We start from the raw sequence: 13,805 nt of genomic DNA, 5'->3' as shown, positions 1-13,805 counted from the left end.
CGGGGCCGGGAAAGCGAGTCAGGCGCGCAGCGCCGCGATCGACTCGGACAGGGCGGACGGGACGTCCGGGACGAGGGTGTGGGCGCCGTCGCGGACGATGTGGCGGCCGGCGACGACGGTGTGCCGAACGTCCGACGCCGTCGCCGCGAACACCACCGTCTCGGCGCCCAGCCGCGGCAGCGCCCCGGCCGTCCGTACGGAGTCCAGGGCGATGGTGGTGAAGTCGGCGAGCGCCCCGACCTCCAGGCGGCCCGCGTCGTGCAGGCCGAGGGAGGCGTGGCCGTCGGCGGTGGCCGCGGTCAGCAGGGCGTTGGCCGTCCAGTGGCCGCGGGTGCGGCTGCGCAGGCGCTCGTTGAGCTCCATCGCGCGGGCCTCCTCCAGCAGGTCGATCACCGCGTGGCTGTCGCTGCCGAGGGACAGCGGGCTGCCCGCCCGCTGGAGGCGGGTGGCCGGCCCGATGCCGTCCGCGAGGTCGCGTTCGGTGGTGGGGCACATGCAGGTGCCGGTGGTGGTGGCGCCGAGCAGGGCGATGTCGGCGTCGGTGAGGTGCGTGTTGTGGACGCCGGTGGTGCGGGGGCCCAGGACGCCGTGGTCGGCGAGGAGTTGGGTCGGGGTGCGGTCGTGGGCGGCCCGGCAGGCGTCGTTCTCCGCGGTCTGCTCGGAGAGGTGGACGTGCAGGGGCGCCTGCCGCTCCTCGGCCCAGCGGGCGACGGTGGCCAGCTGGTCGGCGGGGACCGCGCGCACCGAGTGGATCGCGGCGCCGACGCGGGCGTGCCCGCCGCCCTTGAGGGCGGAGACCCGCTCGGCCCAGGCGTCGGCGGTGCCGTCGGAGAACCGTGCCTGGTGGGCGTTGGGGGCCTGGCCGAAGCCGGCCGCCAGGTAGGCGGTGTCGAGGAGGGTGATGCGGATGCCCGCCGCGTCCGCCGCCGCGATGAGCGCCTCGCCCATCGCGTTGGGGTCGGCGTAGGGGGTACCGCCGGGGGCGTGGTGGACGTAGTGGAACTCGCCGACGTGGGTGATGCCGGCGAGGGCCATCTCCGCGTAGGTGGCGCGGGCGAGCGCGTAGTAGCTGTCCGGGGTGAGGTTCTGGGCGACCTTGTACATGACGTCGCGCCAGGTCCAGAAGGTGCCGGAGCCGACCTGGACGGTGGAGCGCAGGGCCCGGTGGAAGGCGTGGGAGTGCGCGTTGGCCAGCCCCGGGACGGTCAGCCCGCGCAGTACCTCGGCCCCGGGGGGCGGGGTGTCGGCGCCGGTGAGCAGGCCGGTGATCCGGCCGTCGGCGGCGACGGCGAGGGTGACGCCCGGCTCGACGTGGGTGCCGAGCCAGGCGTGTTCGAGCCAGTACGTCGTGGGCGCGGTCACCTGCACGCCAGTCCTTCCAGTACGTCGGCGAGGGCCAGGACGCCGGCTTCGCAGTCGTCCTCGGCGGCGAACTCCTTCGGCGAGTGGGAGACGCCGGTGGGGTTGCGTACGAACAGCATGGCGGTCGGGACGGTGGCGGAGAGGATTCCGGCGTCGTGTCCCGCGCCGGTGCCCAGGACCGGGACCGCTCCGCCGAGGATCCGGTTCATCTCGTCGCGCAGGGCGTGCTCGAACTCGACGACCGGCGTGAAGGACTCGCGGACGACGGCGAGGTCGATGCCGTCCCGGTCGGCGCGTTCGCGGGCGGCCTTCTCGATGGCGGTGACGACCGTGTCGAGGGTGGCCTGGTCGGCGGCCCGGGAGTCGAGCCAGCCGCGGACCAGGGAGGGGATGGCGTTGACCCCGTTGGGTTCGACGGAGATCTTCCCGAAGGTGGCGACGGCGCCCGCGAGGGTCGCCTCCTGGCGGGCGGCCAGGACGGTCGCCGCGTACGTGAGCATCGGGTCGCGGCGGTCCACCAGGCGGGTGGTCCCCGCGTGGTTGGCCTCGCCGTGGAAGTCGTACCGCCAGCGGCCGTGGGGCCAGATCGCGGAGGCGATGCCCACGCGGTCGCCGGACAGGTCCAGGGCGCGGCCCTGTTCGACGTGGAGTTCGACGAAGGCGCCGATCCGGGCGAGGCGTTCGGGGTCGGCGCCGATCGTCTCCGGGTCGTAGCCGGCCTGTTCCATGGCCTGGGGCAGGCCGATGCCGTCCGCGTCGCGCAGTTCGTACGCCTTCTCCTTGGTCAGCTGTCCGGCGGCGAGCCGGGAGCCGACGCAGGCGAGTCCGAAGCGGGCGCCCTCCTCGTCACCGAAGTTGGTGATGGCCAGCGGCCGGGTGGGGCGCACGCCGCGGGCGCGGAGCTCGTCGAGGGCGGCGAAGGAGGACACGACGCCGAGCGGGCCGTCGAAGGCCCCGCCGTCGGGGACGGAGTCCAGGTGGGAGCCGGTGACGACGGCGTCGCCCGCGAGGGGGTCGCCGAGCCAGGCCCACTGGTTGCCGTTGCGGTCGGTCTCGTACGTCAGGCCGCGCGCCTGGGCCTGCTCCTGGAACCAGGTGCGGCAGTCGGCGTCGGCGCCGGTCCAGGCGTAGCGGCGGTAGCCGCCGGAGTCCGGGTGGCGGCCGATGGGGGCGAGGTCGGCCCACATGCTGTGGAAACCGGCCCCCCCGGCCCCCGGGGTCTCGCCCCGGGGGCCGGGGAAGGAACCGTGGCTCACGCGGAGTCACCCTCCCGCATCGGGACGCGGACGTCGCGCTCGTCGGCGACGGCCTCGGCGAGGTCGTAGCCGGCGTCGACGTGCCGGATGACGCCCATGCCGGGGTCGTTGGTCAGCACGCGGCGGATCTTCTCGCCGGCGAGCGGGGTGCCGTCGGCGACGGTGACCTGACCGGCGTGGATGGAGCGGCCCATGCCGACGCCGCCGCCGTGGTGGATGGAGACCCAGGAGGCGCCGGAGGCGACGTTGACCATGGCGTTGAGCAGCGGCCAGTCGGCGATGGCGTCGGAGCCGTCGAGCATGGCCTCGGTCTCGCGGTACGGGGAGGCGACCGAACCGCAGTCGAGGTGGTCGCGGCCGATGACGAGCGGCGCGGCGAGGGTGCCGTCGGCGACCATCTCGTTGAAGCGCTCACCGGCCTTGTCGCGTTCGCCGTAGCCGAGCCAGCAGATGCGCGCGGGCAGGCCCTGGAAGTGGACCCGCTCGCCCGCCATCTTGATCCAGCGGTGCAGGGACTCGTTCTCGGGGAACAGCTCCAGCATCGCCTTGTCGGTCTTGTGAATGTCCGAGGCCTCGCCGGACAGCGCGGCCCAGCGGAAGGGGCCCTTGCCCTCGCAGAACAGCGGGCGGATGTAGGCGGGGACGAAGCCGGGGAAGGCGAACGCGCGGTCGTAGCCGGCCAGCTGGGCCTCGCCGCGGATGGAGTTGCCGTAGTCGAAGACCTCGGCGCCCGCGTCCATGAAGCCGACCATGGCCTCGACGTGCCGGGCCATGGACTCGCGGGCGCGGGTGGTGAAGCCCGCCGGGTCCTTGGCGGCGAGGTCGGCCATGTCGTCGAAGGCGACGCCGACGGGCAGGTAGGCGAGCGGGTCGTGGGCGCTCGTCTGGTCGGTGACGATGTCGATCGGCGCGCCCTCGGCGAGCATCTGCGGGAGCAGCTCGGCGGCGTTGCCGAGGAGGCCGATGGACAGCGGCTTGCGGGCGTCGCGGGCCTCGACGGCCAGCTGGAGGGCGTGGCGCAGGTTGTCGGCCTTGACGTCGAGGTAGCGGTGCTCGATGCGGCGGTCGATGGCGCGCGGGTCGACGTCGACGCAGATCGCGACGCCGTCGTTCATGGTGACGGCGAGCGGCTGGGCGCCGCCCATGCCGCCGAGGCCGGCGGTGAGGGTGATCGTGCCGGCGAGGGTGCCGCCGACCCCTCCCTTACCGATCGCGTGCAGCTTCGCGGCGACGGCGGCGAAGGTCTCGTAGGTGCCCTGGAGGATGCCCTGGGTACCGATGTAGATCCACGAACCGGCGGTCATCTGCCCGTACATGGTCAGGCCGAGGTGCTCCAGGCGGCGGAACTCCTCCCAGTTGGCCCAGTCGCCGACCAGGTTGGAGTTGGCGAGCAGGACGCGCGGCGCCCACTCGTGCGTCTGCATGACGCCGACCGGGCGGCCGGACTGCACGAGCATCGTCTCGTCCTGCTTGAGGGTGCGCAGGGTGCGGACCATCGCGTCGTACGAGCGCCAGTCGCGGGCCGCCTTGCCGGTGCCGCCGTAGACGACCAGCTTGTCCGGGTGTTCGGCGACCTCGGCGTCGAGGTTGTTCTGCAGCATCCGCAGGGCGGCCTCCTGCTGCCATCCCAGGGTGCTGAGCTCGGTGCCTCGCGCGGCCCGTACGGGGCGGGGTCCTGACATGGCGGGTGCCTCCTCCGGTGTTGGTCAATCCATTCACATCCTCGCGGCATGAATAGATCCAGTCAACAGCTGCGGGTCGGGCCGCCGGGTGGTGGGATGACGGACATGGCCACCGAGACGCGCATCCCGCTCTTCGCGCCGGACCCCGCCGCCCGCCGTGACCTGGCCGTACGGGCCGCCGTCGCGCAGGGCCTGATCGGCGGCGGCCCGCACGAACGGGTCGCGCCGCCGCTGGTGTGCCTGCTCGACGCCGACGGGATCCGGGCCTCCGCCGCCGCGCTGACCGGCGCGTTCGCGGCCGCCTCGGCTCCCGGTACGCCCGTCCTGCACACCTTCGCGGTGAAGGCGACCCCGCTCGTCCCGGTGCTGCGGCTGCTCGCCGCCGAGGGGATCGGCTGCGAGGTGGCCGGGCCGGGCGAGCTGGCCCTGGCCCGGGCGGCGGGGCTCCCGGCGGACCGCGTCGTCCTGGACTCCCCCGCCAAGACGCTTGCCGAACTGCGCGAGGCGCTGGCCCTCGGGGTCACGGTGAACGCCGACAACCGGCAGGAGCTGGCCCGGCTCGACGCCCTCGTGGCGGCGGCCCCGACGCGTTCCGCGCTCGGCGTCCGGATCAACCCGCAGACCGGCGCGGGCGCCATCGAGGCCCTGTCCACAGCCACCGCCCGCTCCAAGTTCGGGGTGCCGCTGCGCGACCCGGGAGCGCGCGCGTGGCTCGTACGGGCCTTCCTGGACCGGCCCTGGCTCACCCGGCTGCACGTCCACTCGGGCTCGCAGGGCGTGCCGCCGGCGCGGATCGCGCGGGGCGTACGGGACCTGCACGCGCTCGCCGAGGAGATCAACGCGGCGGCCGGGCGCCGGCAGGTCGACACCCTCGACATCGGCGGCGGCCTGCCGGTGAACTTCGCCTCGGACGAGCCGATTCCGACGTACGGGCAGTACGTGGCGGCGCTGCGCGGGGCCGTCCCCGCCCTCTTCGACGGCTCGTACGGGCTGGTGACGGAGTTCGGCCGGTCCCTTCTCGCGAAGCACGGGCTGGTGCTGGCCCGCGTCGAGTACACGAAGACGGCGGGCGGCCGGCCCGTCGCGCTGACCCACGCGGGCGTCCAGCTGGCCACCCGGACCGTGTACGCCCCGGAGGTCTGGCCGCTGCGGATCCTGCCGTACGACGCCGAGGGCGCCCCGAAGTCGGGCCCGCTCCTCGCCCAGGACGTCGCGGGCCCGGCCTGCTTCGCGGGGGACCTGCTGGCCACCGCCCGGGAGCTGCCGGAGCTGGCGCCGGGCGACCTGATCGCCGTACCGGACACGGGGGCGTACTTCTTCACCGCCCCCTACGGGTACAACAGCCTGCCCCGGCCGGCCGTCCACGGGTTCACGATCGCGGGGGCGGGCGCGGTGCGCTTCACCCCGCTGCGCGCCGCGCAGTCCCTCGCGGACATCGTCGCGGAGGCGGGCGGCGCCCTGCGCGACGCCCTGCTGTAGGGCCCGGCGCGGCGGGGGCCGCGCGCCGGTCGGCCGGCGCAGCTGCCGGCCCGGGCGCCCGCCTGCCCGGCCCGCCACCGTCGCCGCAGGTCAGGGCGCCCGGGGCGACTCCGCCCGCGCCACGACCGCCTACGCCCCGGTCGTCTCCGTCCCGGTCGTCTCCGCCCCGGTCGTCTCCGTCCCGCCCGCCTGCCCCAGCGTCGCCGCCAGGGCCGGGGCCAGGCCCGCGACGAGCTCGTCCGGGGTCAGGGCCACCACCGGGGGCAGCCGCAGCAGGTAGCGGCTCACGGCCAGTCCGAGCAGCTGGGCGGCGACCAGCCCCGCAGCGCGGGCGGCCCGCTCGACGCCCAGGCTCGCGGCGAGCGCCGGGGCGACCTGCACCGCGAACACCTCCCGCATCCGGGCCGCCGCCTGCTCGTTCGTCACCGCCGAGCGCAGCAGCACGAGCAGCGCGTCATCGGCCGGGTCCCCCTCCCAGCGCGTGACGAAGTGCCGCACCACGACCGCCGGCCGCTCCGCCGGCGGGACGGCGGCCAGGTCCGGCAGGCGCAGGTCGACGGTGAGGGCCGCGTCGAAGAGCCCCTCCTTGCTGCCGAAGTAGCGCATCACCATCGACGGGTCGATGTCGGCGTCCGCCGCGACCGCGCGGATGGTCGTGCGCTCGTACCCCTGGGCGGCGAACCTCTCGCGCGCCGCGCGCAGGATCGCCCTCCGGGTCTGTTCGGATCTGCGTACCGTCATGCCAACAACCGTAGGCCAACAAGCGTTGACATGCCAGACGTTTCGGCGCACGCTGATGCCAACAACCGTTGGCCAACAACCGTTGACCCCTTGAAGGAGGCCGGCCGCCATGACCAGCACCCCCGCGCTCCCGCTCCCCGACCGCACCGAGGTCGCCATCGTCGGCGCCGGACCCACCGGCCTCGCCCTGGCCGTGACCCTGGCGCGGGCCGGAATCGACTTCGTGCTCCTGGACCGGCAGGCCGAGGGCGCCAACACCTCCCGCGCCGCCGTCGTGCACGCCCGCACCCTGGAGGTCCTCGACGAACTCGACCCGACGGGCGCCCTGACCCGCGACCTGATCGACCGCGGCATCCCCGTCACCCGCTTCCGGCTCCGCGACGGCGCGCGCCCCCTGGCCGCCATCGACTTCGACGAACTGCCCACCGCCCACCCGTACGCGCTGATGGTCCCCCAGTACGAGACCGAGGCCGTCCTGCTCGCCGCGCTGCGCGCCCTCGGCGGCGAGGTCCACCGCCCGCACGAGGTCACCGGCGTCGTTCAGGACGCGGACGGCGTCACCCTGACCACCTCCGGCGGCGCGACCCTGCGCGCCGCCCACGCCGTCGGCGCGGACGGCATGCACAGCACGGTCCGCGAGAGCGCCGGCATCGGCTTCACCGGCAAGACGTACGGGGAGTCCTTCGTCCTCGCCGACGTCGTCATGGACTGGACCCCGGGCTCCCGCGAGGTCGCCCTCGCCTTCGGCGGGGACGGTCTCGTCGTGATCGCCCCGCTCCCCGGGGGCACCTCCCGCACCGGGGGCCGACGCGGCGGTCACTACCGGATCGTGGCGACCGTCGCCGACGCCCCGGCCGAACCGGACCTGGCCTTCGTGCGGCGGCTGATGGACGAGCGGACCCCCGGCCAGGCCGTGGTCCGCGAACTCGTCTGGTCGTCCCGGTTCCGGGTCCACCACCGGGTCGCCGACCGCTACCGCGCCGGCCGGCTGCTGCTCGCCGGGGACGCCGCCCACGTCCACAGCCCGGCCGGCGGCCAGGGCATGAACACCGGCATCCAGGACGGCTGGGCCCTCGGTCGGGCCCTGGCCACCGGCGCCGTCGACGGCTACGAGGCCCGCAGGCGGCCCGTCGCCCTGCGCGTGGTGTCCCTCACCGACCGGATGACCCGCGTGGCCACCACCCGCAACCCGCTGCTGCGCACCCTGCGCAACACCGCGCTGCCCGTGCTGGCCCGCGTCCCGGCCCTGCGCCGCCGACTCGCGACGGAGCTGGCCGAGCTGAACTACCGCTGACCGCCGGCGGCGGCGCCGTGCGGGCTACTCGACGAAGAGTCCGCGGGCGGCGGCCCGGGCGTCGAAGGCCTCCAGCCGGGCCTGGGCGTCGGGCAGCGCGTCGGCCATGGCCTCCAGCAGCACCCGGCCCAGCAGCATCGGCGCGCAGGCGGTGTCGAAGGCGAGCCCGGTGCCGACGGGCGCCGGGATCAGCAGGTCGGAGTGCCGGGCGACGGGCGCGAACGCCGAATCCGCGACGGTCACGACGGTCAGCCCGGCGCCCCGCGCGTGGTCCAGGGCCTCGACGACCTCCCGGGGGTGGCGGGGCAGGGCGAAGCAGAGCAGGGCCGTGGCGCCGGCGGTGGCGGCCGCGTCGATGCGGTCGGCGAGCATCGAGCCGGCCTCGTCCAGGAGCCGTACGTCGGGGTGCACCTTGGCGGCGAAGTACGCGAACCCGCGCGCCTGCGAGGACGCCGCCCGCAGCCCCAGCACCGGCAGCGGCGCGGACGCGGCGAGCAGCCGGCCGGCCTCCTCGACGGGCGCCGGGTCGGCGAGCATCGCGGCGAGCCGGCGCAGGTTCTCGATCTCGCCCTGAACGGCCTGCTGGTACTCGTTGTACGCGTCCTCCCGCGGCTGCGGCTCCTGCCCGGCGGGCGCCACCTCCCGCAGGTGGCGGCGCAGCGCCGGGTAGCCGTCGAAGCCGAGCGCCACCGCGAACCGGGTCACGGACGGCTGGCTCACCCCGGCCAGTTCGGCGAGTTCCACGCTGGAAAGGAACGGCACGTCGGCCGCCCCGCGCACCATGCAGTGGGCGATCCGCCGTTGGGTCGGCGTCAGCCGGTGCCCCTCGAACAGCTTCTGCAGCCGTGCGGCCGGGCCGTCGCTCATCGCCGTCCCCTCCGTTCCGTCCCGTCATCGGCGAGATATTCAGTCACGGTGCACTCTGCATGTGGTTATGCAGCTCGGCAAGCCGCGCCCGCGATCCGGACCCCTGAATACGGGGGCTAGCCCCAGTGCCGGCGCGCGTTCCGGTTCCTACGGTGGGGGCATGACAGCCCATTCCCCCCAGGTCGAAGACCTGAAGAAGGAACTCGGCGCCACCCTCGACGCCCGGCGGGAGCTGGGGCCGGAGTACGAGGCGGCGCTGGTGGAATCGTTCGTGGAGAAGGTCGACACCCAGGTGCGGCGCCGACTCGCGGAGGAACGCCTGCTCGCGGCGCGCGGCGGCTCCCCCGACCCGGCCGTGACGGCCGTCGGCAACTTCGGGGAACGCTTCGGCTTCGCCGTGATCACCCTGGTGCTGGCCGTCCCGTTGTCGGCGATCGCCGCGACCCAGGCCCACCTGAGCGGGCTGCTCGTCTGCTGGGCGGGGATCCTGGGCGTGAACTTCATCCACGCGTCCAAGAGGGGCCTCGGGAGCCGCGGCAAGGACCGCACCGACTGACGGACGGGCCCGGGTCCGTCCGCCGGGCTGCCCGAGGGGTGCCCCGCGGACCCGCTCCGGCGGGTCCGCGGGGAAGCTTGCGCGGGGACCGCCGCACCCCCGGTCTCCCGGGGGGCGGGACGACGGCGGTCCCCGCGTGGGACACGGGCCGGGTCAGGGCCGTCCGCGTCCTGTGGCGTCCGCGTGGTCCGGGAGCCGCTCCGGAGGCGCACGGACGCCGTTCGTGACGCCGGCGGGGCCTTCCGGTTCCCCGGTCCTCCCTGCCGACACCCCCAACTGTGCCGACCGCGTGTTAAGCCGGTGCTGCCGTGACGTGTCGGGCCCGTACCGTTTGCGCGACCGGCCGGAAACGTACGGCCCCCGGCGCGAACGGCCCGGTCCCCGCCCCGACGGATCGGTCCCGACGGTTCGGCCCCCGGCCGGAAGCGCTCCGGCCGGGGGCCGCCCCCGCTACTTGGCGCCCTTGGCCAGGAACGCGAGCAGGTCCTGGCGGCTGACGACGCCGGTGGGCTTGCCCTCGACGAGCACGATCGCCGCGTCGGCCTCGCCCAGCACCGCCATCAGCTCGGAGACGGGCTCACCGGAGCCGACCTGCGGCAGCGGCGCGCTCATGTGCTTCTCCAGCGGGTCGCTGAGGGAGGCCCGCTGCGCGAAGAGCGCCGCGAGGAGCTCCTTCTCGACGACGGAGCCGATGACCTCGGCGGCCATGACGTCGGGGTGACCCGCGCCCGGCTTGACGATCGGCATCTGGGAGACGCCGTACTCGCGCAGCACCTCGATGGCCTGGCCGACGGTCTCCTCGGGGTGCATGTGCACCAGGGACGGGATGCCGCCCTCCTTGTCCGCGAGGACGTCGCCGATGCGCGCCGAGGGGCCCGCTTCCTCCAGGAAGCCGTGACCGGCCATCCACTCGTCGCTGAAGATCTTGCTGAGGTAGCCGCGGCCGCTGTCGGGCAGCAGGACCACGACGACGTCGTCCGGACCGAGGCCCTCGGCGGCGCGCAGCGCGGCGACGACGGCCATGCCGCAGGAGCCGCCGACGAGCAGGCCCTCCTCCTTGGCGAGCCGGCGGGTCATCTGGAAGGAGTCCTTGTCGGACACCGCGATGATCTCGTCCGTCACGTTGCGGTCGTAGGCGCTGGGCCAGAAGTCCTCACCGACGCCCTCGACCAGGTACGGACGGCCGCTGCCGCCGGAGTAGACCGAACCCTCGGGGTCGGCGCCGATGACCTTGACCGTGCCGCCGGACACCTCCTTCAGGTAGCCGCCGGTACCGGAGATGGTGCCGCCGGTGCCGACGCCCGCGACGAAGTGGGTGATCTTCCCGTCCGTCTGCTCCCACAGCTCGGGACCGGTGGTCTCGTAGTGCGAACGGGGGTTGTTCGGGTTGCTGTACTGGTCGGGCTTCCAGGCGCCGGGCTCGCGCGCGAGGCGGTCGGACACGTTGTAGTACGAGTCCGGGTGCTCGGGGTCGACGGCGGTCGGGCAGACCACGACCTCGGCGCCGTACGCGCGCATGACGTTGATCTTGTCCGTGGACACCTTGTCAGGGCAGACGAAGATGCACTTGTAGCCCTTCTGCTGGGCCACGATGGCGAGTCCTACACCGGTGTTGCCACTGGTGGGCTCCACGATGGTGCCACCGGGCTTGAGGGCACCGCTCTGCTCGGCGGCCTCGATCATCCGGACGGCGATCCGGTCCTTCACGGACCCACCGGGGTTGAAGTACTCGACCTTCGCAAGGACGGTGGCCTGCAGGCCTTCGGTCACACGGTTGAGCTTCACCAGCGGGGTGTTGCCGACGAGGCTGATCATCGAGTCGTGGAATTGCACCATGTTCTCCAAGGAGGGGACTCCACGGGTTCTCCGGGAGGTCCGGCCAGAGTAAGCGGAAAGGGATTGGCCGACCCGCACTACGGGGCAGGTAGGTCATCGGGACCAGAGCGCGGATGGAGGTGGCTCGAAGGGTGTCCAGGGCGAGGACGGCCCGCCGGATCGCGGCGGGCGCGGCGTACGGCGGCGGCGGGCTGGGGCTCGTCGGGGCCGCCGCGGTGGGTCTGGTGCTGGCCGAGGTCCAGTTCGCGAAGCGAACGGTGGGCACCGGCCTGCCGGACCCGCCGCGGGCCGACGGGCTGTACGGGAGCGAGTTCGGCGGCCCCGAGCTGAGCCCGGGGCCGCTGCGGCTCGGCATGCTGGGCGAATCCACGGCGGCCGGGCTCGGGGTGCGCCGGGCCCGCCAGACACCGGGGGCGCTGCTCGCGTCGGGGTTGGCCGCGGTGGCCGAACGGCCGGTGGAGCTGCGCAACGTCGCGCTGTCCGGGGCGATGTCCGACGACCTCGACCGGCAGGTGGGCCTGCTGCTCGACGGGGACGCGCCGCCGCCGGACGTGTGCGTGATCATGATCGGCGCCAATGACGTGACGCGGCGGATGCCGCCGACCCAATCCGTCCGGCTGCTGACCTCGGCGGTGCGGCGGCTGCGGCTGGCCGGCTCCGAGGTCGTGGTGGGCACCTGCCCGGACCTCGGCACCATCGAGCCGGTCTACCAGCCGCTGCGCTGGATGGCCCGCCGGGTCTCGCGGCAACTGGCGGCGGCCCAGACGATCGGCGTGCTGGCCCTGGGGGCCCGGACGGTCTCGATGGGCGACCTGCTGGGGCCGGAGTTCGCGGCGAACCCCCGGGAGATGTTCGGGCCGGACTCCTACCACCCGTCGGCGGAGGGGTACGCGACGGCCGCCATGGCCGTGCTGCCCACCATGTGCGCGGCGCTGGGCCTGTGGCCCGAGTCGGACCGGCTGGACGTCTCGCGGGACGAGGACATGCTGCCCGTCGCCAAGGCGGCGTCCGCGGCGGCGGGCGAGGCCGGCACCGAGGTCACCGGCGCACGGGGCCCCTGGGCCCTGCTCAAGCACCGCCGCAGGCGGCGGGTCGCCGGCGAGGAACCCGCCCCGGGGCCGACCCCGACCCCCAAGGCCCCCACGGCCCCGGTCGCGGAACCCCGGTAGGCGGGGCCGGGGGGGGCCGGCGGCCGGGAGTCGGTGGCGGCATCCTTGGTCCTGTCGCCCCGCGGAGCGACCCGCATCACACGCCGAGGCCCGTGACCTCGACCGTACGGGGCGGTAACTTCGCATGCGGTCCCGCAACGACGCACCCCTTGGAGTCCCGATGCCCGAAGCCGTCATCGTTTCCACCGCCCGTTCCCCCATCGGGCGCGCAGGCAAGGGGTCGCTCAAGGACGTCCGCCCGGACGACCTGACCGCGCAGATCATCCAGGCCGCGCTCGCCAAGGTGCCCGGGCTGGACCCGCGCGAGATCGACGACCTGATGCTGGGCTGCGGCCTCCCGGGCGGCGAGCAGGGCCACAACCTGGGCCGCATCGTGGCCGTGCAGATGGGCATGGACCACCTGCCGGGTCTCACCGTCACCCGTTACTGTTCCTCGTCCCTGCAGACCTCCCGGATGGCCCTGCACGCCATCAAGGCGGGCGAGGGCGACGTCTTCATCTCGGCGGGCGTCGAGACCGTCTCCCGGTTCGCGAACGGCTCCTCGGACGGCATGCCGGGCACCCACAACCCGTTCTTCGCCGACGCGGAGGCCCGTACGGCCGAGGTCGCGCAGAGCACGGGCGCCTCCTGGCGCGACCCGCGCGAGGACGGCCTGGTCCCGGACGCGTACATCTCGATGGGCCAGACCGCCGAGAACCTGGCCCGCCTGAAGGGCGTGACCCGCCAGGACATGGACGAGTTCGGCGTCCGCTCGCAGAACCTGGCCGAGGAAGCCATCAAGAACGGCTTCTGGGCCCGCGAGATCACCCCGGTCACCACCCCCGACGGCACGGTCGTCTCCCTGGACGACGGCCCGCGCGCCGGTGTCACCATGGAGGGCGTGCAGGGCCTGAAGCCGGTGTTCCGCCCCGACGGCCTGATCACCGCCGCCAACTGCTGCCCGCTGAACGACGGCGCCGCCGCGCTGGTCATCATGAGCGACACCAAGGCCCGGGACCTGGGCCTGACCCCGCTGGCCCGGATCGTCTCCACCGGCGTCACCGGCCTCTCCCCCGAGATCATGGGCCTGGGCCCGGTCGAAGCGTCCAAGCAGGCCCTGAAGCGGGCCGGCCTGACCGTCGACGACATCGACCTGTTCGAGATCAACGAGGCCTTCGCGGCCCAGGTCATCCCGTCCTACCGGGACCTGGAGATCCCGCTGGAGAAGCTGAACGTCAACGGCGGGGCCATCGCCGTCGGTCACCCGTTCGGGATGACCGGCGCACGCATCACCGGAACCCTGATCAACAGCCTCCAGTTCCACGACAAGCAGTTCGGCCTGGAGACGATGTGCGTGGGCGGCGGCCAGGGCATGGCGATGGTCATCGAGCGGCTGAGCTGAGGCGTAGCGGAGGGTGGGGGCCGCCCCGAGGAACGAGGGACGGCACCCGCCCGCAGCGCAGGCGAAGCGGAACGCGACCAAAGAAGTGAGCGGCTGAGCTGAGGCGTAGCGGAGGGTGGGGGCCGCCCCGAGGAACGAGGGACGGCACCCGCCCGCAGCGCAGGCGAAGCGGAACGCGACCA

11 protein-coding genes are annotated in these 13,805 nt (G+C 74.2%); 5 read left to right on the top strand and 6 right to left on the bottom strand.

The genetic code is table 11. The features are described from left to right. Window positions 1-18 precede the first annotated feature (18 nt). The 3 genes from ACZ4XJ_RS32890 to hutU all read right to left on the bottom strand — a co-directional run bounded on the left by ACZ4XJ_RS32890 (window position 19) and on the right by hutU (window position 4,300). On the bottom strand, window positions 19-1,362 hold the full coding sequence (locus tag ACZ4XJ_RS32890) for a formimidoylglutamate deiminase (RefSeq protein WP_468498300.1): 1,344 nt from the start codon (window positions 1,360-1,362) through the stop codon (window positions 19-21). After that, entirely contained in the window at window positions 1,359-2,549 is a 1,191-nt protein-coding gene (locus ACZ4XJ_RS32885; protein WP_362883239.1) for an allantoate amidohydrolase, read from the bottom strand. The genes ACZ4XJ_RS32890 and ACZ4XJ_RS32885 overlap by 4 nt, the downstream gene beginning before the upstream one ends. A gap of 65 nt (window positions 2,550-2,614) precedes the next feature. Further along, on the bottom strand, window positions 2,615-4,300 hold the full coding sequence (gene hutU, locus ACZ4XJ_RS32880; protein WP_362883217.1) for a urocanate hydratase: 1,686 nt from the start codon (window positions 4,298-4,300) through the stop codon (window positions 2,615-2,617). A gap of 105 nt (window positions 4,301-4,405) precedes the next feature. Here hutU and ACZ4XJ_RS32875 point away from each other — a divergent pair, with 105 nt between their 5' ends. Then, window positions 4,406-5,779, top strand: coding sequence for a type III PLP-dependent enzyme domain-containing protein (locus ACZ4XJ_RS32875; RefSeq protein ID WP_468498324.1), 1,374 nt, complete (start codon window positions 4,406-4,408; stop codon window positions 5,777-5,779). Between the two features lie 129 nt (window positions 5,780-5,908). On the opposite strand, the gene ACZ4XJ_RS32870 is transcribed toward ACZ4XJ_RS32875, so the two are convergent. Then, complete coding sequence (locus tag ACZ4XJ_RS32870) at window positions 5,909-6,520, bottom strand: TetR/AcrR family transcriptional regulator (protein ID WP_468498299.1); 612 nt, start codon at window positions 6,518-6,520, stop codon at window positions 5,909-5,911. Between the two features lie 109 nt (window positions 6,521-6,629). Here ACZ4XJ_RS32870 and ACZ4XJ_RS32865 point away from each other — a divergent pair, with 109 nt between their 5' ends. After that, a complete protein-coding gene (locus ACZ4XJ_RS32865) occupies window positions 6,630-7,814 on the top strand; it encodes an FAD-dependent oxidoreductase (RefSeq protein ID WP_468498298.1) in 1,185 nt (394 codons plus the stop codon). Between the two features lie 24 nt (window positions 7,815-7,838). On the opposite strand, the gene ACZ4XJ_RS32860 is transcribed toward ACZ4XJ_RS32865, so the two are convergent. Then, window positions 7,839-8,681 carry a MurR/RpiR family transcriptional regulator gene (locus ACZ4XJ_RS32860; protein WP_468498297.1) on the bottom strand — a complete coding sequence of 281 codons (843 nt, stop codon included), beginning with the start codon at window positions 8,679-8,681 and terminating at the stop codon, window positions 7,839-7,841. Window positions 8,682-8,841: 160 nt separating this feature from the next. On the opposite strand from ACZ4XJ_RS32860, the gene ACZ4XJ_RS32855 reads away from it, so the two are divergent. After that, window positions 8,842-9,237 (top strand): hypothetical protein, encoded by a 396-nt coding sequence (locus ACZ4XJ_RS32855; protein ID WP_468498296.1) that lies wholly within the window; start codon window positions 8,842-8,844, stop codon window positions 9,235-9,237. 450 nt (window positions 9,238-9,687) lie between these two features. Here ACZ4XJ_RS32855 and ACZ4XJ_RS32850 read toward each other — a convergent pair whose 3' ends face one another. Beyond that, window positions 9,688-11,070 (bottom strand): cystathionine beta-synthase, encoded by a 1,383-nt coding sequence (locus ACZ4XJ_RS32850; RefSeq protein ID WP_362883243.1) that lies wholly within the window; start codon window positions 11,068-11,070, stop codon window positions 9,688-9,690. Between the two features lie 116 nt (window positions 11,071-11,186). On the opposite strand from ACZ4XJ_RS32850, the gene ACZ4XJ_RS32845 reads away from it, so the two are divergent. Next, window positions 11,187-12,242, top strand: a complete 1,056-nt coding sequence (locus tag ACZ4XJ_RS32845) for an SGNH/GDSL hydrolase family protein (protein WP_468498295.1) — start codon at window positions 11,187-11,189, stop codon at window positions 12,240-12,242. Window positions 12,243-12,402: 160 nt separating this feature from the next. Beyond that, the gene (locus ACZ4XJ_RS32840) at window positions 12,403-13,623 is read left to right on the top strand and encodes an acetyl-CoA C-acetyltransferase (protein WP_383998529.1); all 1,221 of its coding nucleotides are present in this window, start codon (window positions 12,403-12,405) and stop codon (window positions 13,621-13,623) included. The last annotated feature ends 182 nt before the right edge of the window (window positions 13,624-13,805 follow it).

The organism is Streptomyces sp. NPDC029836 (genome assembly GCF_055574495.1).
The sequence above is the reverse complement of the archived record's forward strand: the minus strand, read 5'-3'. Positions and strand labels throughout refer to the sequence as shown.